The organism is Bosea sp. RAC05 (genome assembly GCF_001713455.1).
Classification (GTDB): Bacteria; Pseudomonadota; Alphaproteobacteria; order Rhizobiales; family Beijerinckiaceae; genus Allobosea.
Map to the genome: position 1 here is coordinate 1,206,796 of NZ_CP016464.1, position 25,792 is coordinate 1,232,587.

Consider the following 25,792-nt stretch of genomic DNA (forward strand, 5'->3'; position numbering starts at 1 on the left):
GTCGTCCTCACGGATTGAAGCTGGAGCCGAAGACATTCTGCCAATAGCGGACGGTCTCGCCTTTGGTGGGGGCGCCGAGGGCCGCCTCGATGGCGTCGCCGGCTTCGAGGGCGGCATCGACGATCAGGTCGACGTTCCGCTGGGTGTAGAGCGAGCTGACGTTGTTGGCCGCGTTCACCGGGTCGATGATCTGCATCGGATGGGGGAAGGCGCCGACGGTCCCGCTCTGGTAGTAGTCGGCGAAAACGATCTTCTCCGTAAGGCCCGTTTGCGCGATGTAGTCGAAGAACCCGCGCAAAGCCGTCGGGTAGTCCGACATGTCGAGGCCTCTGTCAGCCAGATGGGCCATGATCAGCTCGATCATGAAGGACTTGAAGCGGAAATCTTCGCTCTCGTCCTTTTTGCGCTTGGCCCAGAACTTGGCGAGCCGGACTACCTGGGCGAAGTGCGTCGGGCTCGCAGACTTGCGCTTTTGCGCGAACTGCACGTGCCTGGTGATGCTCGTCCTGAGGAGGCTTCCGTCTTTCTGGCTGACGAGGTCGCCATACCAGTTCGGATCGCCGTCATAGAGGATCGGCACGACGTCGACGTCGAGGCCGCTACCGCTATAGGAGACAGTCACCGAATAGGTCTGCGGCTTGATCTGGTCGGGGCTGATGTTCGGCAGGCGACGCAGGCGTTCCGCGAGATATGTCCCCAAGGTGCGCGTGTCCGAGGGCGCATCCTTCACGCTGATGTAGCATGCGACGTCGATGTCGTTCAGCGAGCGCAGCGCGGTGCCCTTCGCGAGGCTGCCTGACAGCCTCATCTTCTTGAGCGTGAAGTCCGGATGTTCTGCGATGTAGGTGTCGAGACGGTCACGAAGGCGATCGGCCTGAGCGCGGTAGGTATCGGCCTTGTCCTTGGGCAAATTAACCTTTTCTTGGCAAAATCGGACGATTTCGCCGTGATTCACGTGATCGCGAGCCATCTGGCCAACTCCGCGCTTGCCATCATGTCGAGAGCGACATAATTTCCATGTCGATCAATTTAAGGCGACTCGTAATAGTCGTCAAGGTCACTATGGCGAGTTCGATATGACCAACTCTAAGTTGCCCACCGATATGTTTCCCGAGCGCCTGAAGGCGGCGCGCGACCTCCGAGGGTGGAGCCAAAACGACCTGGCCCTTCGCTGCGGCATGCCGCAGAGCTCGGTGGGGCATTTTGAGGGCGGTACGCGTAAGCCGTCTTTCGATACGCTGAGCAGGCTTGCAAACGCCCTCGAGGTCACGGCAGACTATCTGTTGGGCCGCGTGGACGATCCTGGCCGCGCTGAAGCAGGCGATCCATTGTTCCGCGATATAGGCAAGCTCAGCGGTGGTGACCGGGAGCTGGCCAAGGACTTTCTGCAGATGCTGGCAGCCCGGAGCCAAGCTAAGAAGTGAGGTAGCCGTGAATCACCTCTTCCGCGTTAAGATGGCCAAGCAGAAAGCCGAAGCCTTTTTACGCGACGAGGGACTGGAAAGGCTGCCTGTCGACCCGTTTGCCATTGCTGAGGATCGGGGGATCGTCGTGCAGCCGAAACCCGACACGGCGGATGGCGTGTCGGGCATGTTGCTTCGACATGGCAACGTTTTCGGCATCATGTACGCGACCTACGTTCAGAGTGAGGGCTTCCAGCGATTCAGCGTCGCGCACGAGCTTGGTCACTACTTCTTGGAAGGCCATGTCGACCACGTCCTGAAGGACGGCGTCCACGAGTCGCGTGCCGGCTTCGTCTCTGGTGATCCATTCGAACTGGAAGCAGACGCCTTCGCGGCGGGGCTCCTGATGCCAAGCGGCTTTTTCAGGCGAGCGATCGCACGTCGGGATCCCGGTCTGGGGATCGTCTACGAATTGTCTGACGACTGCAGGACGTCGTTGACGGCGACAGCCATAAGGTACGCCGAGCTCACCGGGGATGCCGTCGCGGTTGTCGTCAGCACCCGCGGAATTATCGACTATTGCATACTATCCGAGGCGATGAAGACCCTGCCGGGCCTAGCCTTCATCCGGAAGGGAACAGATGTCCCGAGCGGTACGGCCACTGCGGCGTTCGCATCCGTCCCGGAGAACGTCTCCGCCGGCGCGGCGGTCGACGAGGAGACCCTGGTTCGCTTTTGGCTTGGTGGAACGAGCAACGCCAAGATCCGTGAGCAAACGATTGGCCTTGGAACCTATGGAAAGTGCCTTACCGTGCTCTCTTCTGGGACCATCGGGCAGGTCGAAGTGGAGGACGAGGCGGACGAGGAGGACGCTTTGGTCGAAAGCTGGACGCCGCGTCTTAGAAGATGAGTTATCCCGAACGGCTTTTCAGAGTTCAAGGCCGGCTCGCTTGCCGCCATTTCGGACAGGCTGCACAAGCTGGTCGCGCCCGAATTCGTGCAGACGCTCCGCGAACTTCGCTGGGATGATCACTCGTTCATAGACGACGTCGCGGTCTTCGAAGCCTAACACCATGAACGATATCGAGTCGCTGGGCCGGTGCTTCTTGCGGCGGATCGAGGACCGGCGTTTCGTCGTCACCTCTTTGTATAGAGGCTCGCCCGCAGGACCTCGAAGCTGTACCCGCGTCGCTGACGGTCGATCTATAGACTGCCCGAAAGCAGACGTTCCAGAGGTCGGCAAGGGGCCACTTCAGGGCGTGACGATTTCGTAGCGCGGGTACTTGTCCATCCGGACCTTGAGAGCTGACATGCGGCCACGGAAATACCCATCCGATACGTCCTTGCCATGGTTGTGGCCGGTGATGGCGTTGCTGAAACGCTTCGAGATGTTCGCCTCCTCGGCCCTCGTCACGAACGTATGACGCCAACCATGGTTGGGGCTGACACCATCTTCTAGCTCCACCTGCTCCTGAACCCACTCGGCCAGTTCGCTGGCGCGCTGCTCCTGTGGGCTCCGCGTAGCGCCTTCCCTCTGGGGAACGTCGCCGACGAAGAGGAAGCCGGCAGGGGCTTTCTCCCAGAAGCCGAGCAGGCCCTCGTCGATGAGGGCAGGGTGCATAGGGACCGTGCGGGCGACGTTGGTCTTCGTCTGCGGGAAGTGGATGACCCAAATACCGTCTTCCTGCCTGATGTCCTGGCGGCTGAGCCAGCAGACCTCTTGAACCCGGGCGCCGGTATAGGCGCATATCCAGGGTGCCCAGCGACGAGAGGCGGACGCGCGCGGGTAGCGCCGACTCGGCTTGGCGTGGCGCGCCGCTAGCAGGATCGCGGACACCTCTGCGTCCTTGAAGAACTTCTCCCGCGTCGTGGTCTGCCGATCGACGTCGAGCTTGATCCCCATGGCTGGGTTCTCGTCGCGCTTGCGTCCGCCCTGGCGAGTTGTCGCCCAGGCGAAGACGGACGAGACGGCGACAAGGTCGTTTCGGTTGATCGTGCGCGGCGCGATACCGTCCACGTCCCGGCGGTGGTTGGCCCAGTCGAAGATCTCGTCGCCTCCGATGAGCCGCCAGTCCTTGCCCTTCCAGAACCGATCCAGGGACTCCAGCGACGGGCCATAGCGTCGAAGCGTGCTCGCGGCCTTCTTGTTGGTCTGGTAGGCGCACCAGCGCTTGTAGAGGTCCGCTACCGATTCGGGCTCACGGTCTCCTTTCGCGCGAGTCTTGCTGGGCGGGGTGGGAGGGGTCCAAGTCGGGAGGTTCTTGCCGATCTCATCGGAGTGGTCTGCGCTGGAGAGGCGGCGTGCCGCAAGCTCGCCGAAGGCCTTGCCGACGTTGACGAGTTCCGTGGCGACCCGCTCGATCGACCTCTCGTCCAACTGCATCTGGTTGTCTGCCGCGAGCTGGCGTGCTTCGGCGCCGAAGGCGGCGTCGGCGATCTCACCACTGTTCATGACGCCGTCGCCATGCCGCAGCGCATAGGTGTGGAGTGCCCGAGGGTCATCCATCTCGATCGAGGCCAATCGCTCTGCAACCTTGGGGGCGTAGCCCTTGTCGATGAAGACTTGCGTCGTGCCGTTGTATTCCTCGGCAAAGGCCTCGATGCGGTCATTGAAGTCAAAGTCGGCATCGAGCCGATCGACGGCGTTGCGGTAGGTTTCGCCGGCAAGGGCTTTGACCTGGATCGGCGTCAGCGCCACGGGGACAGTCCGCAGCGAATCCCAATAGGCGGCTAGCCGGTTCAGGGCGATCTGGAAGCGGTCCTTGGCTTCGCGCGCACTCTTCGTGCGCAACGACACATAGACCTTGTCTGTGACGGTCACGGTGACCGATTCGCCGTTGATCGGCAGGGTCACGGGACGGCCGCGCGCGACCTCCCGAAGCTCGTTCGGAACCCGAACGTTGAGGTAGTAGGATCCCGACTTGGTAGCGAAGGGACGGGGCATCGCAAGGGCCATGTGTGAAACCGCTGTGTGAAAGCGGATACCCGATAAGCCCTTACAAAACCGTATCTCTTTGTCCTGCTGAGGAAAAAGAGTGGTGCCCAGGAGAGGACTCGAACCTATCGGTCAGTCCAAATCTCCTTGAAAAACAAGAGAAATCCCGTCGCCGCTACCAAGCCTGAGTGGGAGTTAAGAGTGGAACCGGCCGCTGCAAGATAGAGTACTCGATCCAGCTTGCAAGCGCCTACGCTGTGCAAGACGGATCAGCCATTCCAACGCGAAGCGCACGGAAAGATGCTCGGAAAGCCGGCGCCCATGGGGCAGGTCCTGTCCGGCTCCCTTAGGATTAGGACGGGATCAATTCCGCGTGAATTCGTAACGAAGAGCCCGGTCTTCGCGAAACCTCGATGCCGGCTCCCATGGAGCCGATCCCGCATTGAAGGAGGTCGCCATGTTCAACCGCCGCCATGTCATCGCCGTTCTCGCCGGCTCCGCAGCCCTGTTCTCCGGCTTCGGAGCCTCGGCACTCGAAAAATCCGCGTATTCCCAGGCGGCTTTCGACGCCGCGATAAAGGCCGGCAAGCCGGTGCTGATCGACGTCTCCGCGCCCTGGTGCCCGACCTGCAAGGCGCAGGCTCCGATCCTGTCTGAACTCGCCAAGCAGCCGCGCTTCAAGAACCTCGTCGTCTTCAATGTCGATTTTGACAGCCAGAAGGACGCGCTGCGCGGCCTGAAGGCCCAGCAGCAGAGCACACTGATCGTCTACAAGGGCGGCGTGGAGACGGGACGCTCGGTCGGCGACACCAACAAGGCGTCGATCGAAGCCCTGCTCGCCCGCGCGATCTGAAGCGGTTCCGCCATGGCCACCTCGGGCTTTGCACTGATCGCCGGCATCCTGTCGATCCTGTCGCCCTGCGTCCTGCCGCTGCTGCCGATCGTGCTCGGCACGGCGGTGTCGGAGCATCGCTATGGGCCTGTCGCGCTGGCGGCAGGGCTGGCGCTCTCCTTCACCGCGATCGGACTTTTCGTGGCGACGGTCGGCTTCGCGATCGGGCTCGACACCGGCGTGTTCCGCATGGCCGCGGCGATCATGCTCGTCCTGCTCGGCCTCGTGCTGATGCTGCCCGTTCTGCATGCGCGGGTGGCGGCGGCGGGCGGCCCGCTCAGTAACTGGACCGAGCAGCGCTTCGGCGGCTTCTCGCCGAACGGCCTGCGCGGTCAGTTCGGCGTCGGGCTGCTGCTCGGCGCGGTCTGGAGCCCATGCGTCGGGCCGACGCTCGGCGCGGCCTCGGTTCTGGCCGCGCAGGGCGAGAATCTCGGCGCGGTGGCGCTGACGATGCTCGCCTTCGGCGTGGGAGCCGGCCTGCCACTGATCGCGCTCGGGATGCTATCGCGCGCACGGCTCATGAGCCTGCGCAACCGCATGATGTCAGCCGGTCAGGGCTTCAAGACGGCGCTGGGCGGTTTCCTGGTCGCCGTCGGCATCCTGATCCTGACCGGCTGGGACAAGAGCCTAGTGGCTATCCTCGTCGCCGCCTCGCCGGAATGGCTGACGCGGCTGACGACCTCGTTTTGATCGCAAACCGTTGCGACGACTGAAAGGACGACCCTGCAATGACCGACATCAGACCGGTGCTGCCCCGGACGACGGCGCCGACCCTGAACCTGCGGCTCGCTCCCGATGGCTCCGCCTTCAGCCTCCATGCCGAGCGCCCACGGCAATTCACGCTGGTGGTGGTCTATCGCGGGATGCATTGCCCGATCTGCAAGGTTCAGCTGCGCGATCTCGAGGGCAGGCTCGACGCCTTCGCCGAAAAGGGCGTCGGCGTCACCGCACTGTCGACGGACAGCGAGGAGCGCGCCACCCGGGCCAAGACCGAATGGAGCCTGCCGAGGCTCCGCCTGGGTCATGGCTTCTCGCCGACCTCGGCGCGCGAATGGGGGCTGTTCCTGTCGACCGGCCGCGGCGTCACCTCGATCGGCGTGGAGGAGCCCGCTCTGTTTGCCGAGCCGGGCCTGTTTCTGGTCCGACCGGACGGCACGCTCTATTTCTCCAGCGTCCAGACCATGCCCTTCGCGAGGCCGGCTCTCGCCGACATCCTCGGCGCGATCGACTTCGTCGTCGCCAAGGACTATCCGGCGCGCGGCGAGGTGGCGACCATCGAGGATGGATTGGCCGCGTTCTGATGACGGTGACGCGCAGAACTCTCATGCTCGGCTCGGCAGCCGGCGCATTCGGCGGCCCGCCGCCGGCCGAAGCAGCGGACCCCTATCCGCCGCCGTTCAGCACGCATCACGCCCAATTCACCGTGCTCGATCCGCGCGAGGAGGCCGGCCACATCCCGCTGCGCGATCTGGAGGGGCGGCGGCGGACGCTCGCGGCCTATCGCGGCAAGGCCGTGCTGCTCGCATTCTGGGCGAGCTGGTGCCCGCCCTGCCGACGCGAGCTACCGATCCTGCACCGGCTCCAGAACCAGGCGAAGAGCGAGCCCTTCGTGGTCGTGCCGGTGTCGCTGGATCGCGACGCTGGAACGGCCGCCGCCTATCTCCGGCGACTGCGCCTGGACGGGCTTTTAAGCTTCATTGACACAGAGGGCGAGGTCGCATCCGGGCCGAAATCGAAGGTCGCGCCCCCCTTTCCGCTCTATGGCATGCCGATGAGCTACGTCATCGATGCAAGTGGGCGCAGCGGCGGCTATCTGACCGGAGAAGCCGACTGGAGCGCGCCGGACGCGCTCGCTCTGCTGCACTTCTACGCCCGCGCCTAGGCTCGACGGCGAGACCGCACCCTCCGTCAGTTCTGTCCGACGATGACGTCGCGGCGCGCACCGGCGTCGGTCTCGATCGTCGCGCGCGGTCCCCGCAAGGCAAGGAACCTCGCGACGCGCTGCTCGACCGGCGTCTTGCCGAGAACGACCGCGCGCCCGCCCTTGAAGCCGATCGCCGCCAGTTCCCGACGCGTCAGGAACGGAACGACGATCTTGGGCGCGCCATCCTCGTCGATGTCTCCGATCCGGGCGAGATCGAGGTCGCGCTCGCCCAGGCGATGATTGGTAAAGCCGTCGATGCGCGAAACCTCGACGAGCGCCGTGCCCGACAGGCGATAGAGCCGCAGCGAGCCCGCGAGATTCGGGGTGACCACGGCCGCGAGCATGGCCTGCCCCGAGCCGGTGCAATCCGCGACGCCGACAGAGTTGAGCCAGCGGTTGCGCTGGCCGATGGCGGGGCTCTCGGCGAGGGGCTCGATCGCATGCCGGCCGATCCGGTAGACCACGATGGCCGCGCCGCGATCCAGATAGGCCTTGACCACGGTCGCCTCCGGCTGCCTGTCGCCGTCGAGATCGGCCAGGCGGACGCGACGGTCCTCGAAGACCGCGTCGGCCCCGAGGCGAAACAGCAGGCACTTGCCCTGCCGCTCGACCGCGAAACCGCCGGCCTCGATGGCTCCCCCAATACGCCATGGCCATAGCGCGTCGTCGGATCGACGAGATAGACGATCAGCCCGGCGCTTCTGGTGACCTCGCCATCCGGCAGGCGCGTCTCGCTGTTGACCCACGGATGACGGAAGGAGCGGTGGGAGCCGAGACCAGGGCATAGTCCAAAGGCGGCCGTGAGCGGCGATGGTCGAGCTATGATCAGCGAAAGCTGGACTGCCCGGTATCGCGATCTATTGCGGCATTGGCTCATTCATACTCGGCAAGACATTCCCAAACAGTTGACGGCATCCTCGATGAGACCGATTGAGACCGCCTCGTTGGCTACTACAGAGCGCGGACGGTGCAGGACGATGAAATAAGCGCCGGGTGGCGGCGAGGCGCCCAGCCGGCATCGGCAATGCCGTATCGCGGCGCGCTAAGCCTGTTCCGATGCGGGACGGGCCTGGTCGCCACTTCAGGAGGGTTGCGGCATAACCAAGGCCCCAATGCACTCAGCGACAGCCGACAAACTGAGCCCGCTCTTTCGACCCAACTCTGCATGTCCAGCGAACCGGGGCCAACTCCATGGGTGAACTGAAATCTTTAGTTGATGCCTACGGGATATGGCTTTACCCCGCTCTTTTTGTCTATTGCTTGATTAAGAGCGGCGCACTTCCGCTTTTCGCAGGCATCGGCGCAGCCAACGGTCTCGTTGACGTTTGTTGGGTCGCTTTAGCGACGCTGGCTGGCGGTGTCGTTGGCGATGAACTCCGTTTCTGGGCGGCGCGCCATTTTGGCGAGCGCATCATAGTTGGACGGCCTAAGCTTGGTGCTGCGCTCGCGGCGGCGCGACGCCTGATGGAACGTTACGGCATGCTTTATCTTTTCATCTATCGATATCCGAAGGGCATGCGCACTATCGGCGCTCTCCCGGTGGGCCTGACCGATATGCCTTGGCATCGTTTCGCGCTTTTAAATGTAGCTTCGGCTGGCCTTTGGGCGCTTCTGATGGTCGGTGGCGGGTTTTTTATCGGAGAATTGATCGGCCCGCTGGCCGAAAGCAGTTTTGGCTTCTTCAGCGTGCTATTACTCCTACCGGTATTCATCGGTAGCATTCTCATGATCATAATCAGGCGTCGGTCGGACGCGGATTCACCGCGGCTGCGATAATTTTTGTCGCGTTATGACCCCCGCACGACATTGGACTGCATCAGCGCCTTAATGCCGATCGTGCCCGCATCGGCTGTGGTCCGCCAGCGCCTCGATGATGGCACAGTCGCAGGCCGTGACTCCGCCTGAGCAGGCTGCAGCGATGCGCTCTAGTTCCTTCTCCAGCGAGCGGAGCCGCGCGATCTTGTGGCGCACCTCGTCGAGATGGGCGACCGAAATCGCGTGGGCCTCGTCGCATGCCATGCCGGGGTTGTCCGACAGCCTCAGGAGCGCGCGGATGCCGTCGACGGGAAAACCGAGGTCGCGGGCATGCTTGATGAAGGCCAGGCGCTCGACATGGGCGCGGCCATAGCGGCGCTGGTTGCCCTCCGAGCGCTCTGGCTGCGGAAGAAGCCCGACCTGCTCGTAATAGCGGATCGTCTCGACCTTCACGCCGGTCCGGTCCGAGAGCGATCCGATCGGCATGACGCGCGCGATGTTTTTTGCGTCCATCTCATTTTACCTCTTGAACCTGAAGTGGCTAGAGATCGTATGTAGGTTGTCTCGCAGCGCCTGCAAGCGGAGACGACCATGACAGCGACCTCGGACACCAAGCTCCAGAACCTGAGCTGGAAGGTCGGCGGGATGGATTGTGCGAGCTGCGCGGCGACGATCCGCGGCGCCGTGGAGCGCCTGCCCGGAGTCAGCGACGTCAAGCTCTCGGTCATGTCCGAAACGCTGGCGCTGGCGCTCGACGAGAGCCAGACCAAGCGCGAAGCGATCGAGAAGCGCGTCGCAGGCCTCGGTTATACCTTGACGGTGCTGGTGGCGAAGGCGACGCCGGTCCAGGAGCCGGCAGCCACGTGCGGCTGCAGCCATTCCCATAAGCCGGCGGATGCGACGACCACGGCCGGGATCCAACGCAGCCCGCAGCCCTTGAGCTGGAAAGTCGGCGGCATGGATTGTCCAGGCTGCGCCGCGACCATTCGTGGTGCGCTCGAGCGCTTGCCTGGCGTCAGCGACGTCAAGCTCTCGGTAATGTCGGAAACCCTGACGCTTGCACTCGATGAGACTCAGACAAAGCGCGACGCAATCGAGAAGCGCATTGCCAGCCTCGGCTTCACCACCGTCGTCGTTGCGCCGAAGACGCAAGCGTCGAGCCCTGCAATCGGCGATCGTCGCGAGCATGAAAATCATGCCGGGCACGATCATGCGGGTCATAGCCATTCCCATGGCGACGATGGAAGCGCCGCGACGCAAGGGACGGCTGACACTGTCGGCAAACAGCCCGTCGATGCCGGCCACGGCCTGCCGGGCCATGTCCACGAGGCGACACCGGACGGCGTGTCCTGGTACCAGACCAATAAGGGCCGCCTCGTGCTGACGACCGGCGCGCTGCTCGGTGCAGCCTGGGCGTCCAGCCTCATCTGGCCTGCCGCCGCGCACTGGGCCTTCATCGCGGCTTGCGTGATCGGGATCGTGCCGGTCGCGCGCAAGGCTTATGCAGCCGCCAGCGCCGGCATGCCCTTCACCATCGAGATGTTGATGACCATCGCCGCCACGGGCGCGTTGTTCATCGGGGCGGCCGAAGAGGCTGCGCTCGTCGTCTTCCTGTTCGCTGTCGGCGAGGTTCTGGAGGGTGTCGCCGCCGATCGCGCCCGGGCCTCGATCCGTGCGCTCGGCGAGCTCGTGCCCAAGACCGCGATCGTCGAGGAGAACGGCGCGACACGCACGATCGACGCCGCGGAGCTGATCATCGGCCAGACCGTGCTGGTGCGTCCCGGCGACCGCATCCCTGCCGATGGCGAGATCACCGACGGCGTCTCCGGCATCGATGAGAGCCCGGTCACGGGCGAGTCGGTACCTAAGACCAAGAGCGTCGGCGATCCGGTGTTCGCCGGTTCCGTCAACAGCGAGGCGGCGCTGCGCGTCCGCGTGACCAAGGCTGCCGAGGACAACACGATCGCGCGGATCATCCGGCTGGTCGAGGAGGCGCAGGAATCGCGTGCGCCGACCGAACGCTTCATCGACCGGTTTTCGCGCATTTACATGCCGGCGATCGTCGGGCTCGCCGTGCTCGTCGCCATCGTGCCGCCCTTGCTGCTCGGCGGCGAATGGTCGGTCTGGGTCTATCGGGCGCTGGCGCTCCTGCTGATCGGCTGTCCGTGTGCGCTGGTCATCTCCGTGCCGGCTGCGATCGCTGCCTCGCTCTCAACCGGCGCGCGCCAGGGTCTGCTGATGAAGGGCGGCGTGGTCATCGAGGCTGCGGCCAAGACTGGCATCGTCGCCTTCGACAAGACCGGCACGCTGACGCAAGGCCGCCCGCGCGTGACGGAGGTCGTCGCGCTGGGACGGACCGAACGCGAGGTGGTGGAACTGGCTGCCTCGGTCGAGACGGGCTCAAGCCACCCGCTGGCGCTGGCGATCATCGAGCGCGCCAAGGGACATGCGATCCCGGTGCGCAATGCCACCGAGGCGAAGGCCATCGCGGGGCAGGGCGTCACCGGTACGCTGGACGGAGTTACTATCTTCGTCGGGGCGCCGCGCCACGCGCTCTCGCGAGCCAACTTCGACGACCAGGCGAAGGCCGCCGTCGAGCAGTTGGAGACCGCCGGCAAGACCGTCGCAGCCGTGATCGCGGATGGCGTCCTCGCCGGCCTGATCGCCATGCGTGACGAGCCGCGCGAAGACGCCGCCGCCGGCATCGCAGAGTTGAAGGCGATGGGCATCCGCTCGCTGATGCTGACCGGCGACAACGCCCGCACGGGAGCGGCCATCGCCGGTTCGCTGGGGATGGAGCACAAGGCCGAACTGATGCCCGAGGATAAAGTCGCCGCGATCAAGGTGCTGTCGGCCGAGACCTCTGTCATGATGATTGGCGACGGCATAAACGACGCGCCGGCGCTCGCCGCCGCCGGCATCGGCGTGGCAATGGGCTCGGGCACCGACGTCGCGCTGGAAACCGCTGATGCTGCGATCCTGAAGAGCCGGGTCCGGGACGTCGCGGCCATGATCCGGCTGGCCCGTGCGACGATGAGCAACATCCGGGTCAACATCGCCATCGCACTCGGGCTGAAGGCCGTGTTCCTCGTCACCACAGTGTTCGGCTACACCGGCCTCTGGGTCGCGATCCTCGCTGACACCGGCGCGACCGTGATCGTGACGGCCAACGCGCTGCGGCTGCTCCGCTTCAACGCCGGCCGCGCCGGCTGAGCGGAAGGAGCGCGCCATGTCCGGCATGGAGATCGCCAGCTACCTGATGACGGTCGTCTACGTCATCAGCTTCCTCGCCATGTCGGCCATCCTCGCCAAGGAAGCGGGACGGCCGGTCTGGCTTTTCGGCAAAGGGCTTGAGAAGCAGGCGCTGCCGGCCACGCTGTTCCGCCTCGCCTTCGCCGGTGCGGTGATCTGGCCCATCGTGCTGACATTGGTCGGCAATCCGATCAAGGCCGACCCGCTCCAACGCGCGCTCGATGGCCCCTGGGTTGATGTCCTGGGCCATCTTCTCGTCGTCGTCGGAGCCTGCCTCGCGCTCCTGTCCCAGCGGCATATGGGCGCCTCCTGGCGCATCGGCGCGGCGGAGGGCGAGCTCGGCCCGATCGTCGACAGCGGCCCCTTCGCCATCTCGCGCAACCCGGTCTTCGTCGGCCAGGCCCTGCTCTTCGTGGGGCTTTTCCTCGTGCTGCCCAGCCTGATCCAGGGTGCGCTGACACTCGGGCTCCTGGTCGCCATCGTTCTTCAGGTCCGTATCGAGGAACGCGTCCTTCTGCGAACCCTCGGCCAGCCCTATCGCGACTACCAGCAGCGGGTGCGGCGTTGGTTCGGGACCCGCACCACCCCGGAAAGCACGACGCCATGACGTTGCAGAAGCGACTCGTAGAAGTCCTTGGTTGGGCGGTCGCCGCCGCGGCACTGGATCAGCTCTCGAAATGGCTGATCCTGACCTATGTCATGGCGCCGCCGCGCGTCATCGAGATCACGCCGTTCCTCAATCTGCGCCTCGGCTTCAACTACGGCGTCAGCTTCGGGATCGGCCGCGACACGCTGGAGGCGTGGCCGGGCATGCTGGCCGCGTTCAAAGTCGTCGTCGCCTTCGGCCTCATGGTCTGGGCCGTCAGAAGCCGGATCCGGCTCGAGCGGGTCGGTCTGGCGCTGGTTGCGGGCGGTGCGCTCGGCAATGCGCAGGACCGCTGGCGTCAGGGCGCTGTCACGGACTTCATCGACCTTCACTGGGGCGATTGGCACTGGCCGACTTTCAACGGCGCCGACATCGCGATTTCGGCGGGTGTCGGGCTGATGCTGCTGGCCGCTCTTGCCGACTATCGCAAGGCCCGCTCCGAGGCCGCATCCCCACAGCCCAATGTCTCTCCAGGCGCGCAAGGAGACCGATCTTGAGGCGGATCAGACAATGGATCGAGGCGGCTGCCGCCGCTGAGACCAAACCCTTTGCGCTGCTCTCTGGTGCAGCGGCCTGGCGCCTCGGGGGCCTTGCCGTGCTGATCGCGGCTGGTCTGCTCGCCATGGGGCAGATCCATCCCGAGCCGGTGGCGCAGCGTGGCGGCGTCGCTGTGATCCATCCCTGGGCCAAGGGATCGGCGCTGAAGGGCGACCAGTTCCCCTTCTACGCGACCTTCGCCAACAGCGGCGCTCGCCCGGATCGACTCATCAAGATCGAGACGGCCGCGGCCCACCACGCCATCCTGAAGGCGCTGGACACCAAGACCGGCATCGTGCGTCCCGTGGAGCTCGACGAACTCGCCCTGCCGGCGAACGGCAGGGTGTCGCTCAGGCCAGGAACACATCAGATCACGCTGATCGGCCTCTACGCCAAGGTCGAGCCCGGCAGCTTCATCCCGGTGACCTTCGTCTTCGAGCGCGCCGGCCGCCTCTCGGCCGACATCCGCGTCGAAAACCTCGGCGAGCCTGAGCACAAGGATCACATCTGAGCAGCGAAGTTGCGCCTCCGCGAGATGAGCAGCTAATGCGGTCCGATGTCCATTGTGCGCGAAGCCCTCGAAACCCACCAAGTTACGATCTATTTCGCGGCGATTGCTATCGCGGCCGCTACGGCTTTGGTGCTGCCGCAAACGGGGATTCTCGAGGTCTTCATCAATCCGACGCTCGCGCTGATGCTTTTCGTGACGTTCTTACAAGTGCCTCTGGCCGACCTCGCTCGGGCTTTTACCCAGCTCCGCTTTCTCGGTTCGCTCCTCGTCACCAATTTTCTCGTCATCCCGGTTCTTGTGGCGGTACTGCTACAGTTTCTCCCCTCTGACCCCATCATTCGGTTGGGGGTGCTGTTGGTGCTGCTGACGCCCTGTATCGACTACGTGGTGACCTTCGCCCATCTTGGGCGGGCTGATGCGCGACTGCTTCTCGCATCGACGCCAATCCTGCTCATCGTGCAGATGCTCCTCCTGCCAATTTATCTCAGTGTGTTTATGGGCGAGGAAGCCCGTGGGCTGGTGCGAATGGAGCCTTTCCTTCTTGCCTTCGCTTGGCTCATCGCGGCGCCGCTTGCGCTGGCTGCGCTCGTGCAGGTCCTCTCCGGAAAAAGCAACACAGCGAAACGGGCGGCTGGCTACCTTGGATTGCTGCCCGTTCCTGCTACTGCGCTTGTCCTATTCGTCGTGATCGCAGCGGTCGTGCCTCAGTTGGGACTTGCTCTCGATGGCGCGTTGCGTGTCGTTCCAATCTATGTGGCATTCGCTATCGCCGCTCCGATCTTGGGCTGGATCGTAGCCAGATCATTCAATCTTGATGTTTCGGGTGCACGCGCTGTCGCTTTGAGCGCGGGGACACGGAATTCACTGGTCGTCCTACCCCTCGCATTCGCAGTGCCGGGAGCGATGCCGCTGCTGCCTGCTATCATCGTGGCGCAGACGCTTGTCGAACTGGTCAGCGAACTAGCCTACATCCGATTGCTGCCGAAACTCGGCAGCGCGCATTCGTGCTAGGCCCAACCCGTCATGGTTGAAGAGAGGTCGGGCGGGAAGTTGAAGCGTGCGCCTTCGGGTCGGTCTGATGGCGGCGGTCTTCCACCTCGCGCATCCTCACCACGCTGACCGCGTAGAACAGGACCGCGAGTGCGACCAGGGCGATGGCAAGAGCGCCATTGCGCGATTTCATCGTGCCCAGCTCCCACCTCGTGGGCCGATTGGAAAGGCGCGGTCCAAACCTTCGACCGAAGCGAAACAGCCCATCGAGAAAGCGTTCCTTAAGGTTGATAACACGGCAAGAAACATCAATGAAATCTGAATCTTAGATCGATAATTTCGGTGTCTGATTTCGCGCGAATTCAACGCGTCTTCGCTAGAAACGCTCTCAACGACAAGGGAGAGCGTCATGAAAAAAAGGCAGAACGTCATCGCCGCGATGATCCTCGGCATCGCGATTTCGACATTGGTCAAACCCGTTCTCGCGGCGGGCGCCACTGACCTCACACATCTTCACGCCGGCCAGCCCTCGCGCACGCCGATCGGATGGCAACAGTTCTGCGTCGACAATCCCAACGACTGCCGGACGCCGCGCTCGACCGCGACCGTGATGCGCCTCGACGACAAATCCTGGAATGAGCTCCTGCGCGTCAACCTGATGTTTAACAAGGCTATCGAGCCCGTCACGGACGAGGATCAGTTCGGAGTGGTCGAGAACTGGAACTACGCCAGGACGGGCAAGGGTGACTGCGAGGACTATGTCCTCGAAAAGCGCCGTGAACTGGTCAAGCGCGGCTGGCCCCTCTCGGCGCTGCTGATCACCGTGGTGATCGACAAGGAGGGCGGTGGCCACGCCGTGCTCACCGTCGTCACCGACCGCGGCGAGTTTGTCCTCGACAACCAGACCGACAAGGTCCTGCCCTGGTCGAAATCCGGCTTGACCTTCATTCGGCGACAGTCGCCGGAAAACCAGAACGTCTGGCAAGATCTCGGGCGCTTCCTGGGCCGTCCGGATGTCGTCACCGCAGCGATCAAGGCGTCGCGTTAACATCGCAAGCCCCCCGGTCAGCGCCCTGCCAGCAATGGCGTCAGGATCTTGTCGAACTCGTCGATGGTCAGAGCGCCCGTTCTCTTCTCGCCATTCACAAAGAAGGTCGGTGTCGAGTTCACGCCGAACTCCTTGTTGGCGCGTTCCTGGATCTGACGAACCGCCTGGAACAAATCCTCGCGTTGGAGACAGGCATTCACCTTCTCCTCGCTGAACCCGGCCTGCTTCATGGTTTGTGTCAGAGCATCGAGCGGCTTTTGGGCATGAGCCCAGCCCTCCTGCGTCTTGTAGAGCATGTCGACGATCGGATACCATTTCGCCTCATCGTCGCATCGAGCCAGCATGAAACCCGCCGCCGAAAGCGGATCGAGCGGGAATTCGCGCGCGATGAAGCGGACCTTGCCGGTATCGACATACTTGGCCTTGAACGCCGGCCAGGTGTTGATGTGGAAGTTCATGCAGTGATGGCAGGTGAGCGAGGCGTACTCGACCACCGTGACCGGCGCATTGGCGGCGCCGAAGACCTTGTCCGGCAAGGGACCTGGCTCAAGGAGCTTGGCGGCAAGAGAAGTCTGTGCAGTCGCCGGTCGACCGGCGAGCCTGGTAGCGATAAGCCCGGCCGACAGCCGAAGCAGCGAGCGACGCGCGATCATGGAATCCTCCCTCGGTACGCTGATCGCACCTGAAGTGGCATCAGGTTCAAGCGCTTCCGGCGGTAGCAGCCCCACATGTGATGCGACAGCGCGTCGCAGTTGGTCGCCCAAGTGGTGGATTGCGCCAATGGGCGGTCGTGGCTGCAGTGGTATTGGCCGGCCTCCGCCTGCATGAACCTCTGATGGACCCTCTCACCATCTTCGGCCTCTTCGCCGTGACCGCGATGCTGATCACCTACGCGTGCGAAGAGCGCAGTCCATGGTTCATACTCGGCTTCGCCATCGCCTGCGCGCTGGGCTCCGTCTACGGCTTCCTACAGGGCGCCTGGCCCTTCGGTGTGGTCGAGGCGATCTGGGCGGTCGTGGCGCTGCGGCGCTGGTGGAGCAGGCGCACGCACGCCGATCAAGATCGAAAGATTTCTGCTTGAAGCTCAAGTGGCATCAGGTTGTAGAGGACCGTTAACCGTCCTTGTTGACGCTCTGTAAGCCCCGTTCGCGCAAAAGTTCTCGCATGCTCTCGTTCGCCCGCCTCTCGACGCTCCGCCTCGTCCTCGCGCTCTTGCTCGGTACGCTCGCCCTGTCCGGCTGCGTCACCGGCGAAGGCGACGATCGTCATCTCCAGCCGCTTCCGGCGCGGCTGGTCTCGGAGATGTCCAGCAAGGGCATGAGCCAGAGCGACCCCATCCTTGTGCGCATCTTCAAGAAGGAGAGCGAGCTCGAGGTCTGGAAGCGCGACCGCAGCGGCCAGTACGCCCTGCTCAAGACCTATCCGATGTGCCGCTGGTCGGGTCAGCTCGGCCCGAAGAAGCGCGAAGGCGACCGACAGGCGCCGGAAGGATTCTACACGGTCACGGCCGACCTGATGAACCCGCGCTCGCAGTTCTACCTGTCCTTCAACCTCGGTTATCCAAACCCGCTGGAGAAGTCGCAGGGCGCTACCGGTTCGGCGCTCATGGTCCATGGCGCCTGCACCTCGGCCGGCTGCTTCGCCATGACCGACGAAGGCGTCACCGAGATCTACGGGCTAGCGCGCGAGGCCTTCGCCGGCGGGCAGCGCAGCTTCCAGGTCCAGGCCCTGCCATTCCGGATGACGCCGGAGAACATGGCGCGCCACCGCAACAGCACACACTTCGCCTTCTGGCGGAACCTCAAGGAAGGCTCGGACCATTTTGAGGCGACGAAGCAGCCGCCTAGGCTCGCCTCCTGCGGTCGCCGCTACGTCTTCAACGCCAAGGACGGATCGGGACCGTTCGCACCGGCCGAGGCGTGCCCGCCCTATGAGATTGACCCAAACGTCCAGCCGCTCGTGTCGCAGCGCCAGTCGCGCGACGAGGCCCGGTTCGCCGAACTGGTCGGCGGTGGCGCGCCGGCAATGAGCTACGCCCATCTCGACGGCGGCATGCACCAGAGCTTCCGCGCGATGCTGAAGAATCTGGGACCTGAACGCATGCAGCCCATGGTCGCGGGCAAGGTCGAAATAAGCCGGCCCGACGCCGCGCTGGCCGACCCTTTCGGCGGTGATGACGCGCCCGGGCGAACCGAGACAACCGGCTCGCTCGCCAGCCGTTGAGCATTGGCGGAGCCGTGCGCCAGGCCGTCGGCGGCTTCACCCACGGCATTGCGGCAATGGGAAAATGACATTGACCAACCGCGAAACGACACGTGAGCCCGCTCTTCCTGGTCCGATCGCTCGCCAGGACGACAGCCGAATGAGGCGCCGCAATCTGGTCGTACTCGCCATTCTCTTGGGCTTCGTCGCCTTCGCTTTTATCCTGAGCTTTTCGCACGTCGTATTGGAGGCCGGTGGCGCGGCCCAGCAGGCGCGCTGACAATCCGAGGCATGTCTTCTCGTGAGAACCTATGGCTTCCGCGCGCGTCGTGGCGTCCTACCAAGAGGGCGGCCATACAGCACGAGCCGATGCCCGGTCAGCTCGAAGCCAAGCTCCCTAGCGACCTGCGCCTGGAGGCGCTCGATCTCGTCTGACCTGAATTCGATGACTGCGCCGCTCGCGATGTCGATCAGATGATCGTGATGGACTTCCGGGGCAGGTTCGATCCGGACCCGTCCGCCCGCGAAGCTGTGACGCTCGACGAGGCCGGTGGCGGCGAAAATCTTCACTGTCCTATAGACGGTGGACAATGAGATTCCGGGGTCGATGGCGGTGACCCGCCGATAGATCTCAGGGACATCGGGGTGGTCGTCGGATTTCGCGACGATGTTGGCGATGATGCGGCGCGGCCCGGTGATGCGCTGCCCCGCCTCGCGGCAGTGCTCGATCAGTGCATCGGCTGCGTCGGACATCGTTTCCTCCCTCCAGCCTGTTTAATGAGAATCGTTTGCAAATGCATTGACAATATGACCTGCCGCAATAATCTGCTTTTGCAAATCAGTTGCATTTTAGGGGCGGGGAATGCTGGACAAGGTTGAGACCGCCGAAACCGGCTGGCTCAAGTCGCGTGGCGAGCCGTCGCTGCTGGACGTCTTCAGGACGATCTCGGTCAGCCCCGGCGCCACGCCATGGCGCAAGTTCCTCGCCTTCTTCGGCCCGGGTTACCTCGTCGCGGTCGGCTACATGGATCCCGGCAACTGGGCGACCTCGCTCGCGGGCGGCGCCCAGTTCGGATACACGTTGCTCTTCGTCGCGCTGGTCTCAAACATTATGGCGATCATCCTGCAGGCGCTTTGCGCCAGGCTGGCCGTCGCCACCGGCCGGGACCTCGCGCAGGCCTGCCGCGACGCCTATCCGCGTGCGGTTTCCTATCCGCTCTGGCTGTTGGCGGAACTCGCGATCTGCGCGACAGACCTCGCCGAAGTGATCGGCACGGCGATCGCGCTCAACCTGCTCTTCGGCATGCCGCTCGAGATCGGTGTCGTCGTCACCGCGCTCGACGTGTTCGTGATTCTCTGGCTCCAGAACAAGGGCTTCCGCTGGATCGAGGCGTTCATCATCACGTTGCTGGGCGTGATCGCGATCTGCTTCGGCGTCCAGATCGCCCTGGCCGATCCCGACTGGGGTCAGGTCGTTCGCGGCTTCGCCCCGACGACGCAGATCGTCACCAATCCGCAGATGCTCTATCTCGCGCTCGGCATCATCGGCGCGACCGTGATGCCTCATAACCTCTATCTGCACTCCGGCATCGTGCAGACGCGCGCCTTCGGAGAGAGCCTGCCCGAGAAGCGCGATGCGCTGAAATGGGCGACGGTCGATTCTACCGTGGCGCTTATGTTCGCGCTGCTGGTCAACGCCTCGATCCTGATCCTGGCGGCGGCGACCTTCCACAAGACGGGCCAGACCGACGTCGCCGAACTCGGCCGCGCCCACGAGCTGCTGGCCCCGCTGCTCGGGCTCTCGATCGCGCCGACCCTGTTCGCCATCGCGCTGCTCTGCTGTGGCCTGAACTCGACCGTGACCGCGACCATGGCCGGCCAGATCGTGATGGAGGGCTTCCTCGACATCAAGCTGCCGGCCTGGGTGCGGCGGCTCGTCACCCGGCTCGTCGCCATCATCCCGGCGATCCTGGTGACCTGGATCTACGGCGCCAGCGAGACTGGTAAGCTGCTGATCTTGAGCCAGGTCATCCTCGGCCTGCAACTGCCCTTCGCAATCGTGCCGCTGGTGATGTTCACGGCGTCTAGGAGCAAGATGGGCGAGATGGTCGCGCCGAAATGGCTGACGATCACCGCCGGGCTCATCGCCGCGATCATCATCGCCCTGAACATGAAGCTGCTGTTCGACCTCGCGACGGGCTGACCCTGATCCGCGATGTCGCATTGCGGGGCCGGCTGGGCTTCGATATCCCAGCGCTGTGACCAAGCGATCGACCAGAACCATCGTCGCCCGGGCGCTGTTTGCGCTCATGGTCGCCTACGTCCTGCTCCTGCAGGGCCTATTCGCAAGCGCCGCCGCCAGCGCTCGGCTCGCCAAAGCGTCCGGCGCGCCAAGCGTGACGCAGACGCTCTGCTCAGGCGCGCAGGCTCCCGGAGAGGCCCTGCCGGACCACCACGCCGCTGCCCAGTCCTCGTGCTGCGCCTGGAGCATCTCGGCCGCGCTAGATCCCGTCGTCCCTCCGACCGCCCTTGCGACCGCTTGGCCTGTGTTCGCTCCCGTCGGACTGCCATTCCCCCTCGGACAAGTGGTGCAGACCGCGATCCTGTTCCGGGTCGCCACCGCACAGGGTTCTCGGGCGCCTCCCACCCTCGTCGCGTGATCCGAGCGCCGGCCTGCGCCGGCACCATCACACTTTCGAGGATCATCATGAAGCGATTCGCATTGGGCGCCGCTGGCGTCGTTCTGTCTCTTGCCACCTATCCAACCCTCCCCGCCGCAGCACACGATTACGCCGTTGGGCCACTGAAGATCGGGCATCCCTGGGCCAGGGCGACGCCGCCGGCCGCGAAGGTCGGCGGCGGCTATCTCAGCGTCGAGAACACCGGTTCTGAACCCGACCGTCTGGTCGGCGGCTCGACCGAGGCGGCAGCCCGCCTCGAAATCCATGAAACCAGTCTGACCGACGGCATCATGCGGATGCGCGAGAGGACCGACGGCGTCGCCATTCCGCCGGGTGCCAAGGTCGAGCTCAAGCCAAGCGCATTGCACCTGATGCTCGTCGATCTCAAGGCCCCACTGAAGCAGGGCGACAAGGTCAAGGCGACGCTGGTCTTCGAGCGCGCGGGCTCTGTCACCGTCGACCTGCAGGTCCAAGGCGTCGGCGCGCCGCAGCCGGCCGCGTCCGAGCATTCCGGGCACTGAGGCGCGCCATGCTCATGCTCAAATGGATCCGCTACGGCGCCTGGGCCGGCGTCGTCCTCGTCGCCTTCGTCGGCGCCGCCATCCTCCTGGGATGGTGGCAGGTCGATGGTCCCGGCCGCTCGACTGGTGACCGCACGGCCGTGCAAGGGCTGCCGGCGATCGGCGGGGCCTTCACGCTCGTCGATCACACGGGGAAGACCGTCACCGACGCCGACTACCGGGGCAAACCGATGGCCGTCTTCTTCGGCTTCACGCACTGCCCCGAGGTCTGCCCGACGACGCTCTTCGAGATCACCACCCGCCTGAAGAAGCTCGGTCCAGATGCCGACAAGCTCCAGGTCCTGTTCATCACCGTCGATCCCGAGCGCGACACGCCCCAGCAGCTCGCGCTCTATCTCCAGTCGTTCGATCCGCGCATCGTCGGGCTGTCGGGCACGCGGGAGCAGGTCGACGCCACCGTGGCGGCCTACAAGGCCTATGCCAAGCGCATCCCCACCGATGGCGGCTACACCATGGACCACACCGCATCGACCTACCTGATGGATGCCCAAGGCCGGTTCAGGACGATGGTAGACTACCACGAGGAGGAGGCGCCGGCGCTCGCCAAGATGCGCCTCGTGCTCAAATGAGCGAGCCAGATCCGTCCTCCCGTCCAGACCCGGCCCTGCGGGGCCGCCGCGGCCGGCTCGGGCTCTTCATCGCAGTGAGCTTGCTAGCGGCTGGCGCGGTTCTAAGCGTCTTGTACGGAGCCGGATCCGGCCGGGAAATGTCGAGCCGGTCCTCGTCGACCGCGCTACCCGCCCTCGCCTTCGAAACCGGCGACGGGCGTCCGCTTTCCCTCTCAGACTTCCAGGGACGCTTCGTTCTGCTCAACGTGTGGGCGACCTGGTGTCCACCCTGCCGAAAGGAAATGCCGTCGCTCGATCGCCTCCAAGCGAAAATCGGCGGTGACGATTTCGAGGTCGTCGCCCTGTCGATAGACCGCGAGGCAGAGCTGGTGAAACCGTTCTTCGCATCCGTTGGCGTCGCGCATCTGGTGGTCTATCTGGACCGTACCGGCAGCGTCATGCCGACGCTCCGGATCGCAGGGCTGCCGACCACGGTCCTGATCGACCCTCGCGGAGTGGAGGTCGCCCGTTGGGCGGGCGCCAAGGAATGGGACGAGCCGGCGGTGATCGACGAGCTGAGGACGCTGATGCGGACATCCAGATCGTAGCGTTCAGTTGCCGACGGGCGTCGCCGCCAGATACTTGCGCAGAATCGCCGCGAGAGCCTCGGGCGCGGTCTTGTGCGGCAAAAGCGTAAGGAACTGCCCGTTCCTGCCCATGAGATAGGTCAACGAGCCGTGATCGACAGAGTAGTCGACCGCAGACCTCGCGACCTTGCGCCGATGCACCCGGTAGGCCTTCGCGACGGCGGCGATCTCCGCCTCCGTCCCGGTCAGCCCGAGCAGGCGCGCATGGAAGGCATCGACATAGGGCGCGAGCACGGCCGGCGTATCGTTGGCGGGATCGACCGTGATCAGGATGGGAACGATCGGCTCGGCCTCGGCGCCCAATGAGTTCAGCGCCGTCGCGATGGTCAGCAGATCGGAGGGACAGGTGTCCGTGCAACGGCTGAAGCCGAAATAGATCAGCATGTACCTGCCGCGAAAATCCGCATCGCTGACGCGGCGACCGGTGTGGTCGAGCAGGCTGAACGGTCCGCCGAACCGGTTCGCCAGCGGATCGCGGGCGGCCGTCGCGCCGCCGGCTTCGACTTTGTCGCCGGAGCTCCTGGAAAGCGGGTCGTGCGCATGCGACACGCCGCCTGCGATCATGAAGAAGGCGGTCAGCAGGAGCCGGCGCCTGGGGAGGGCGGATATCGGGTCACGCATCGGAAGCAGTTCCGTCTTGTCTAACTTCTGGGAAGGCGGATGACCGACGCTATCCCCGAGCGCGCTCGCGCGGCGGTCACATCCGCGTCAGAGCCTGTCGGCCTGGGACGTTGACGACGTTCGTACGGAATCCTCGATGGCGACGGCCGCCGAGCGGTCGATCACCGCACCCACAGACGGAACGGAACGTCGGACATGCCCGGACAACTGACGAAAGACAGCCGCTCCTCGGCAAGAACCCCGGAGAAGGTGCACTTCTTCCCGTCGAGTTCCAAGCTGGCTGAAAACCGCGCGCCCCGCTCGACGCGGCTGATGGTGATCTGGCCGGATTTCTCCTCGACCTCGCCTGGCATGCAGGTCGCGGTGTGCTTCATCGAGAACGGCCCGGCGGCCTCGCGCGACCATAGCGAACCTGACCGGACCGGCGCGACAATCGCCGTAACGGCCCACTCGCCGGTGTATCCAAATTTGCCGATCAGTTCCGCCGAGCGTGCCTGCGGAGCGATTGTCAGAGCCGCGATCACGAGGGTCAGCGACCAAAAATGCCTTTTCATCGCCACCTCCCGCGCGGCCGCGCCAAGCCGGGATACCTTTGCGTTAACACGCTTCCGCCAACGGCCACCGGGGTTCGCCCGGCACCGCCTCGCCGGCGCTGATCAGGCCGAACAGACCGCCGAACAGTATGGCACCGGGGTCTACGATCACGATGATGGTCAGCCAGGTGGGAACGGTCAACAGAACGCGAGCGGGGCGGGTTGCATTTGCTCATCCCTGATCCCCGGGCCTATTCTGCAGCTATGATGGCGATCGGCGCATTGCGGGATTGGGGACGCGGCCTGCTGGCCGCCGCCTGCGGCGTCGTGCTCATATTCCAGCTGATGGCGAGCGCGATTGCAGGCAGCACCCATCTTGCCGTCAAGTTCGACGCCGGGCAAATCTCCCTCATCGAAATATGTGGGACCACGCCGAGTTCAGAGCGTCATCGGACGACGCATGTCGAAGGCGTCAACACGTGCTGCGTCTGGGCGAAGTCGGTCGCTCTCGCGCCGCTGACGCCTCCGCCGCCGACCTGTCTGTTGCCCGAACGCGCCGAACCCGCTGCGACCATCTTCGTCCAAGGCGTGCAGGCATCTCGTACTTCCAGTCCGCAAGGGCCGCCACAGGCCACGGGACCACCGCGCCGCAGCTGAAGGGCGAGCCTTCCCTGCGGCCTGCGACATCGTCGCACGCAAGCCCTCCACGCCAGACCGAGACGCCGGCCGTGAGCGAGAACGCATCGCCCATGCGGGTCCGCGCGATATGAGAAACCCGTTTTCGAGGCCCGCGAGTGATCGGACCAGTGCTCAGATCCAGACGGCTCGCGCTGTCGCTCGTCGCTGTGGCGACGCTGGCGGCAGCCGTCGCCTATGTTGTCGTCGCCGATAGGACGGCGCGACCACGGAGCACAGATGCGCTCACGTTCCAGCGGCTCGACGGCAGCGCAGCCGGCCTCGCGAGCTTTCGTGGCCAGGCCGTTCTTCTGACCGTCTGGGCGACATGGTGCTGGTCCTGTCGTGAGGAGATGCCGGCGTTGGCGAGGCTTCACCGTAGCCTGGAAGGACGTCCCCCCGCCGTGCTCGCGCTCTCCGTCGATCGCGACGGCGCAGAAGTCGTCGAGCCGCTCCTGGCGCAGCTTAACGTCAAGGACCTGCCGGTCTACCTCGATCCGACTGGCGCGTCGGTGGGCCGGCTGTCGATCTCCGGGCTGCCCACCACGATACTGTTCGGCCCCGACGGTTCCGAGCGGGGTCGCTGGTTCGGCGTGCGAGCCTGGGACGAGAAGCCGATGATCGACGAGATCACGGCCCTTCTCGCCGGCGCCCCGCAAAAGAGTACACGCTGATGGACATCGCCGGCATCGGCATCTGGGCGGCGCTCGCGGCCGGCGCGGTCTCGTTCCTGTCGCCTTGCGTCCTGCCGCTCGTCCCCGGCTACGTCTCCTACATCGCAGGGGGCGCGGCTGCGGCCGGCGACCAGCCCGCGCCCGCCTCGTCGCGGCTTAACGCCCTCGTAATGAGCGCCTGGTTCGTGCTCGGCTTCTCGACGGTCTTCACCCTGCTCGGCGCGGGCGCGAGCGCGATCAGCCACCTCCTTCTCGCCTATCGCTACGAAGCCGGCATTCTCGGCGGCGCGATCATCCTCGTCTTCGGCGTCTTCACCACGGGGCTGGTGCGCTTTCCCTGGCTTGAGCGCGAGCTTCGTCTGCAGGCGCCGATCGCCGGCGGGCGGCCGGGGGGAGCCTATCTCCTCGGCCTCGCATTCGCCTTCGGGTGGACGCCCTGCATCGGGCCGGTTCTCGGCGCGATCCTGACCGTCAGCGCGACGTCGACCTCGGCTTCGAGCGGCGTCGCGCTGCTGAGCGTCTATTCACTCGGGCTCGCGATCCCCTTCCTCCTGACGGCGCTGTTCGCCGACGGCATGACGGCGAGGCTGCGCCGACTGCGCGGCGTCGGTCGCATCCTGCAGATCGTGGCGGGCGGCATCATGATCGTCATGGGCCTCGCCATGATGTCGGGCCAGCTATCGACCATGGCGTTCTGGCTTCTCGAAACCTTCCCCTTCCTCGCGAAAATCGGATGA

33 protein-coding genes are annotated in these 25,792 nt (G+C 64.7%); 23 read left to right on the forward strand and 10 right to left on the reverse strand.

Annotated features, from left to right (window positions below; translation table 11 throughout):
• Nucleotides 1-7: 7 nt before the first annotated feature.
• Nucleotides 8-970 carry a CBASS oligonucleotide cyclase gene (locus BSY19_RS09105; protein ID WP_069053890.1) on the reverse strand — a complete coding sequence of 321 codons (963 nt, stop codon included), beginning with the start codon at nucleotides 968-970 and terminating at the stop codon, nucleotides 8-10.
• Between the two features lie 106 nt (nucleotides 971-1,076).
• On the opposite strand from BSY19_RS09105, the gene BSY19_RS09110 reads away from it, so the two are divergent.
• Nucleotides 1,077-1,424, forward strand: coding sequence for a helix-turn-helix domain-containing protein (locus BSY19_RS09110; protein WP_069053891.1), 348 nt, complete (start codon nucleotides 1,077-1,079; stop codon nucleotides 1,422-1,424).
• Between the two features lie 7 nt (nucleotides 1,425-1,431).
• On the forward strand, nucleotides 1,432-2,313 hold the full coding sequence (locus BSY19_RS09115; protein WP_150129551.1) for an ImmA/IrrE family metallo-endopeptidase: 882 nt from the start codon (nucleotides 1,432-1,434) through the stop codon (nucleotides 2,311-2,313).
• A gap of 18 nt (nucleotides 2,314-2,331) precedes the next feature.
• On the opposite strand, the gene BSY19_RS27495 is transcribed toward BSY19_RS09115, so the two are convergent.
• Nucleotides 2,332-2,544, reverse strand: a complete 213-nt coding sequence (locus BSY19_RS27495; protein ID WP_150129552.1) for a hypothetical protein — start codon at nucleotides 2,542-2,544, stop codon at nucleotides 2,332-2,334.
• 111 nt (nucleotides 2,545-2,655) lie between these two features.
• The gene (locus BSY19_RS09120; RefSeq protein WP_083247502.1) at nucleotides 2,656-4,359 is read right to left on the reverse strand and encodes a tyrosine-type recombinase/integrase; all 1,704 of its coding nucleotides are present in this window, start codon (nucleotides 4,357-4,359) and stop codon (nucleotides 2,656-2,658) included.
• Nucleotides 4,360-4,795: 436 nt separating this feature from the next.
• On the opposite strand from BSY19_RS09120, the gene BSY19_RS09125 reads away from it, so the two are divergent.
• From BSY19_RS09125 to BSY19_RS09140, 4 genes are read left to right on the forward strand one after another with little or no spacing between them, the layout of a single operon-like run.
• Nucleotides 4,796-5,191 carry a thioredoxin family protein gene (locus BSY19_RS09125; protein ID WP_069056959.1) on the forward strand — a complete coding sequence of 132 codons (396 nt, stop codon included), beginning with the start codon at nucleotides 4,796-4,798 and terminating at the stop codon, nucleotides 5,189-5,191.
• A gap of 12 nt (nucleotides 5,192-5,203) precedes the next feature.
• A complete protein-coding gene (locus BSY19_RS09130; protein ID WP_069053893.1) occupies nucleotides 5,204-5,920 on the forward strand; it encodes a cytochrome c biogenesis CcdA family protein in 717 nt (238 codons plus the stop codon).
• Between the two features lie 38 nt (nucleotides 5,921-5,958).
• On the forward strand, nucleotides 5,959-6,531 hold the full coding sequence (locus BSY19_RS09135; RefSeq protein ID WP_069053894.1) for a peroxiredoxin-like family protein: 573 nt from the start codon (nucleotides 5,959-5,961) through the stop codon (nucleotides 6,529-6,531).
• Complete coding sequence (locus BSY19_RS09140) at nucleotides 6,531-7,112, forward strand: TlpA disulfide reductase family protein (RefSeq protein ID WP_069053895.1); 582 nt, start codon at nucleotides 6,531-6,533, stop codon at nucleotides 7,110-7,112. Before BSY19_RS09135 ends, BSY19_RS09140 begins: the two co-directional genes overlap by 1 nt.
• A 26-nt stretch (nucleotides 7,113-7,138) precedes the next feature.
• Here the strand turns inward: BSY19_RS09140 and BSY19_RS09145 are convergent, their stop codons facing one another.
• Entirely contained in the window at nucleotides 7,139-7,654 is a 516-nt protein-coding gene (locus BSY19_RS09145) for a hypothetical protein (RefSeq protein ID WP_069053896.1), read from the reverse strand.
• A 691-nt stretch (nucleotides 7,655-8,345) separates the two neighbouring features.
• Here BSY19_RS09145 and BSY19_RS09150 point away from each other — a divergent pair.
• Nucleotides 8,346-8,930, forward strand: coding sequence for a DedA family protein (locus BSY19_RS09150; RefSeq protein ID WP_069053897.1), 585 nt, complete (start codon nucleotides 8,346-8,348; stop codon nucleotides 8,928-8,930).
• A 48-nt stretch (nucleotides 8,931-8,978) separates the two neighbouring features.
• On the opposite strand, the gene BSY19_RS09155 is transcribed toward BSY19_RS09150, so the two are convergent.
• Complete coding sequence (locus BSY19_RS09155) at nucleotides 8,979-9,422, reverse strand: MerR family transcriptional regulator (RefSeq protein WP_069053898.1); 444 nt, start codon at nucleotides 9,420-9,422, stop codon at nucleotides 8,979-8,981.
• Between the two features lie 78 nt (nucleotides 9,423-9,500).
• Between BSY19_RS09155 and BSY19_RS09160 the strand changes: the two genes are divergently transcribed.
• From BSY19_RS09160 to BSY19_RS09180, 5 genes are read left to right on the forward strand one after another with little or no spacing between them, the layout of a single operon-like run.
• Entirely contained in the window at nucleotides 9,501-12,122 is a 2,622-nt protein-coding gene (locus BSY19_RS09160; RefSeq protein WP_083247503.1) for a heavy metal translocating P-type ATPase, read from the forward strand.
• Between the two features lie 16 nt (nucleotides 12,123-12,138).
• Nucleotides 12,139-12,768: a methyltransferase family protein gene (locus tag BSY19_RS09165; protein WP_069053899.1), complete on the forward strand. Its 630-nt coding sequence runs from the start codon at nucleotides 12,139-12,141 to the stop codon at nucleotides 12,766-12,768.
• Nucleotides 12,765-13,304 carry a signal peptidase II gene (lspA, locus tag BSY19_RS09170; RefSeq protein WP_069053900.1) on the forward strand — a complete coding sequence of 180 codons (540 nt, stop codon included), beginning with the start codon at nucleotides 12,765-12,767 and terminating at the stop codon, nucleotides 13,302-13,304. The genes BSY19_RS09165 and lspA overlap by 4 nt, the downstream gene beginning before the upstream one ends.
• Nucleotides 13,301-13,855 (forward strand): copper chaperone PCu(A)C, encoded by a 555-nt coding sequence (locus BSY19_RS09175; protein ID WP_069053901.1) that lies wholly within the window; start codon nucleotides 13,301-13,303, stop codon nucleotides 13,853-13,855. The genes lspA and BSY19_RS09175 overlap by 4 nt, the downstream gene beginning before the upstream one ends.
• A 45-nt stretch (nucleotides 13,856-13,900) precedes the next feature.
• Entirely contained in the window at nucleotides 13,901-14,866 is a 966-nt protein-coding gene (locus tag BSY19_RS09180) for an arsenic resistance protein (protein WP_069053902.1), read from the forward strand.
• A 10-nt stretch (nucleotides 14,867-14,876) separates the two neighbouring features.
• On the opposite strand, the gene BSY19_RS27920 is transcribed toward BSY19_RS09180, so the two are convergent.
• Entirely contained in the window at nucleotides 14,877-15,038 is a 162-nt protein-coding gene (locus BSY19_RS27920) for a hypothetical protein (protein ID WP_171905115.1), read from the reverse strand.
• A 246-nt stretch (nucleotides 15,039-15,284) separates the two neighbouring features.
• Between BSY19_RS27920 and BSY19_RS09185 the strand changes: the two genes are divergently transcribed.
• Nucleotides 15,285-15,893 (forward strand): transglutaminase-like cysteine peptidase, encoded by a 609-nt coding sequence (locus BSY19_RS09185; protein ID WP_069056961.1) that lies wholly within the window; start codon nucleotides 15,285-15,287, stop codon nucleotides 15,891-15,893.
• A 17-nt stretch (nucleotides 15,894-15,910) separates the two neighbouring features.
• On the opposite strand, the gene BSY19_RS09190 is transcribed toward BSY19_RS09185, so the two are convergent.
• Entirely contained in the window at nucleotides 15,911-16,546 is a 636-nt protein-coding gene (locus BSY19_RS09190; protein ID WP_069053903.1) for a DsbA family protein, read from the reverse strand.
• Between the two features lie 182 nt (nucleotides 16,547-16,728).
• Here BSY19_RS09190 and BSY19_RS09195 point away from each other — a divergent pair, with 182 nt between their 5' ends.
• The 3 genes from BSY19_RS09195 (at nucleotide 16,729) to BSY19_RS27500 (ending at nucleotide 18,375) form a co-directional block, all read left to right on the forward strand.
• On the forward strand, nucleotides 16,729-16,974 hold the full coding sequence (locus tag BSY19_RS09195; RefSeq protein ID WP_069053904.1) for a hypothetical protein: 246 nt from the start codon (nucleotides 16,729-16,731) through the stop codon (nucleotides 16,972-16,974).
• A gap of 83 nt (nucleotides 16,975-17,057) precedes the next feature.
• Nucleotides 17,058-18,116, forward strand: a complete 1,059-nt coding sequence (locus tag BSY19_RS09200) for a L,D-transpeptidase family protein (RefSeq protein ID WP_069053905.1) — start codon at nucleotides 17,058-17,060, stop codon at nucleotides 18,114-18,116.
• A gap of 64 nt (nucleotides 18,117-18,180) precedes the next feature.
• Nucleotides 18,181-18,375: a hypothetical protein gene (locus BSY19_RS27500; protein ID WP_210184417.1), complete on the forward strand. Its 195-nt coding sequence runs from the start codon at nucleotides 18,181-18,183 to the stop codon at nucleotides 18,373-18,375.
• Nucleotides 18,376-18,404: 29 nt separating this feature from the next.
• Here BSY19_RS27500 and BSY19_RS09205 read toward each other — a convergent pair whose 3' ends face one another.
• A complete protein-coding gene (locus BSY19_RS09205; RefSeq protein ID WP_069053906.1) occupies nucleotides 18,405-18,848 on the reverse strand; it encodes a Fur family transcriptional regulator in 444 nt (147 codons plus the stop codon).
• A gap of 109 nt (nucleotides 18,849-18,957) precedes the next feature.
• On the opposite strand from BSY19_RS09205, the gene BSY19_RS09210 reads away from it, so the two are divergent.
• The 4 genes from BSY19_RS09210 to BSY19_RS09230 all read left to right on the forward strand — a co-directional run bounded on the left by BSY19_RS09210 (nucleotide 18,958) and on the right by BSY19_RS09230 (nucleotide 22,513).
• On the forward strand, nucleotides 18,958-20,298 hold the full coding sequence (locus tag BSY19_RS09210) for an Nramp family divalent metal transporter (RefSeq protein WP_069053907.1): 1,341 nt from the start codon (nucleotides 18,958-18,960) through the stop codon (nucleotides 20,296-20,298).
• A gap of 504 nt (nucleotides 20,299-20,802) precedes the next feature.
• The gene (locus BSY19_RS09220; protein WP_069053909.1) at nucleotides 20,803-21,297 is read left to right on the forward strand and encodes a copper chaperone PCu(A)C; all 495 of its coding nucleotides are present in this window, start codon (nucleotides 20,803-20,805) and stop codon (nucleotides 21,295-21,297) included.
• An 8-nt stretch (nucleotides 21,298-21,305) separates the two neighbouring features.
• On the forward strand, nucleotides 21,306-21,926 hold the full coding sequence (locus tag BSY19_RS09225) for an SCO family protein (RefSeq protein ID WP_069053910.1): 621 nt from the start codon (nucleotides 21,306-21,308) through the stop codon (nucleotides 21,924-21,926).
• Nucleotides 21,927-22,063: 137 nt separating this feature from the next.
• Nucleotides 22,064-22,513, forward strand: coding sequence for a TlpA family protein disulfide reductase (locus BSY19_RS09230; protein ID WP_236840498.1), 450 nt, complete (start codon nucleotides 22,064-22,066; stop codon nucleotides 22,511-22,513).
• A gap of 3 nt (nucleotides 22,514-22,516) precedes the next feature.
• Here the strand turns inward: BSY19_RS09230 and BSY19_RS09235 are convergent, their stop codons facing one another.
• Together BSY19_RS09235 and BSY19_RS09240 are read right to left on the reverse strand one after the other, a co-directional pair.
• Nucleotides 22,517-23,116 (reverse strand): SCO family protein, encoded by a 600-nt coding sequence (locus BSY19_RS09235; RefSeq protein ID WP_171905116.1) that lies wholly within the window; start codon nucleotides 23,114-23,116, stop codon nucleotides 22,517-22,519.
• A 218-nt stretch (nucleotides 23,117-23,334) separates the two neighbouring features.
• A complete protein-coding gene (locus BSY19_RS09240) occupies nucleotides 23,335-23,733 on the reverse strand; it encodes a hypothetical protein (RefSeq protein ID WP_150129554.1) in 399 nt (132 codons plus the stop codon).
• Between the two features lie 237 nt (nucleotides 23,734-23,970).
• Between BSY19_RS09240 and BSY19_RS27505 the strand changes: the two genes are divergently transcribed.
• From BSY19_RS27505 to BSY19_RS09250, 3 genes are all read left to right on the forward strand, one after another.
• Entirely contained in the window at nucleotides 23,971-24,363 is a 393-nt protein-coding gene (locus tag BSY19_RS27505; protein ID WP_210184418.1) for a hypothetical protein, read from the forward strand.
• 137 nt (nucleotides 24,364-24,500) lie between these two features.
• Entirely contained in the window at nucleotides 24,501-25,055 is a 555-nt protein-coding gene (locus tag BSY19_RS09245) for a TlpA family protein disulfide reductase (RefSeq protein WP_069053913.1), read from the forward strand.
• Complete coding sequence (locus BSY19_RS09250; RefSeq protein WP_069053914.1) at nucleotides 25,055-25,792, forward strand: cytochrome c biogenesis CcdA family protein; 738 nt, start codon at nucleotides 25,055-25,057, stop codon at nucleotides 25,790-25,792. Before BSY19_RS09245 ends, BSY19_RS09250 begins: the two co-directional genes overlap by 1 nt.

Coding starts and splice junctions, on each gene's coding strand:
- BSY19_RS09155 (WP_069053898.1), bottom strand. CDS start 9,422: ATGGACGCAAAAAACATCGCGCGCGTCATGCCGATCGGATCGCTCTCG.
- BSY19_RS09220 (WP_069053909.1), top strand. CDS start 20,803: ATGAAGCGATTCGCATTGGGCGCCGCTGGCGTCGTTCTGTCTCTTGCC.
- BSY19_RS09120 (WP_083247502.1), bottom strand. CDS start 4,359: ATGGCCCTTGCGATGCCCCGTCCCTTCGCTACCAAGTCGGGATCCTAC.
- BSY19_RS09195 (WP_069053904.1), top strand. CDS start 16,729: ATGGACCCTCTCACCATCTTCGGCCTCTTCGCCGTGACCGCGATGCTG.
- BSY19_RS09165 (WP_069053899.1), top strand. CDS start 12,139: ATGTCCGGCATGGAGATCGCCAGCTACCTGATGACGGTCGTCTACGTC.
- lspA (WP_069053900.1), top strand. CDS start 12,765: ATGACGTTGCAGAAGCGACTCGTAGAAGTCCTTGGTTGGGCGGTCGCC.
- BSY19_RS09200 (WP_069053905.1), top strand. CDS start 17,058: ATGCTCTCGTTCGCCCGCCTCTCGACGCTCCGCCTCGTCCTCGCGCTC.
- BSY19_RS27500 (WP_210184417.1), top strand. CDS start 18,181: ATGACATTGACCAACCGCGAAACGACACGTGAGCCCGCTCTTCCTGGT.
- BSY19_RS09225 (WP_069053910.1), top strand. CDS start 21,306: ATGCTCATGCTCAAATGGATCCGCTACGGCGCCTGGGCCGGCGTCGTC.
- BSY19_RS09210 (WP_069053907.1), top strand. CDS start 18,958: ATGCTGGACAAGGTTGAGACCGCCGAAACCGGCTGGCTCAAGTCGCGT.
- BSY19_RS27505 (WP_210184418.1), top strand. CDS start 23,971: ATGATGGCGATCGGCGCATTGCGGGATTGGGGACGCGGCCTGCTGGCC.
- BSY19_RS09190 (WP_069053903.1), bottom strand. CDS start 16,546: ATGATCGCGCGTCGCTCGCTGCTTCGGCTGTCGGCCGGGCTTATCGCT.
- BSY19_RS09150 (WP_069053897.1), top strand. CDS start 8,346: ATGGGTGAACTGAAATCTTTAGTTGATGCCTACGGGATATGGCTTTAC.
- BSY19_RS09125 (WP_069056959.1), top strand. CDS start 4,796: ATGTTCAACCGCCGCCATGTCATCGCCGTTCTCGCCGGCTCCGCAGCC.
- BSY19_RS09160 (WP_083247503.1), top strand. CDS start 9,501: ATGACAGCGACCTCGGACACCAAGCTCCAGAACCTGAGCTGGAAGGTC.
- BSY19_RS27920 (WP_171905115.1), bottom strand. CDS start 15,038: ATGAAATCGCGCAATGGCGCTCTTGCCATCGCCCTGGTCGCACTCGCG.
- BSY19_RS09110 (WP_069053891.1), top strand. CDS start 1,077: ATGACCAACTCTAAGTTGCCCACCGATATGTTTCCCGAGCGCCTGAAG.
- BSY19_RS09130 (WP_069053893.1), top strand. CDS start 5,204: ATGGCCACCTCGGGCTTTGCACTGATCGCCGGCATCCTGTCGATCCTG.
- BSY19_RS09230 (WP_236840498.1), top strand. CDS start 22,064: ATGTCGAGCCGGTCCTCGTCGACCGCGCTACCCGCCCTCGCCTTCGAA.
- BSY19_RS09250 (WP_069053914.1), top strand. CDS start 25,055: ATGGACATCGCCGGCATCGGCATCTGGGCGGCGCTCGCGGCCGGCGCG.
- BSY19_RS09105 (WP_069053890.1), bottom strand. CDS start 970: ATGGCTCGCGATCACGTGAATCACGGCGAAATCGTCCGATTTTGCCAA.
- BSY19_RS09180 (WP_069053902.1), top strand. CDS start 13,901: ATGTCCATTGTGCGCGAAGCCCTCGAAACCCACCAAGTTACGATCTAT.
- BSY19_RS09185 (WP_069056961.1), top strand. CDS start 15,285: ATGATCCTCGGCATCGCGATTTCGACATTGGTCAAACCCGTTCTCGCG.
- BSY19_RS09135 (WP_069053894.1), top strand. CDS start 5,959: ATGACCGACATCAGACCGGTGCTGCCCCGGACGACGGCGCCGACCCTG.
- BSY19_RS09140 (WP_069053895.1), top strand. CDS start 6,531: ATGACGGTGACGCGCAGAACTCTCATGCTCGGCTCGGCAGCCGGCGCA.
- BSY19_RS09205 (WP_069053906.1), bottom strand. CDS start 18,848: ATGTCCGACGCAGCCGATGCACTGATCGAGCACTGCCGCGAGGCGGGG.
- BSY19_RS09235 (WP_171905116.1), bottom strand. CDS start 23,116: ATGATCGCAGGCGGCGTGTCGCATGCGCACGACCCGCTTTCCAGGAGC.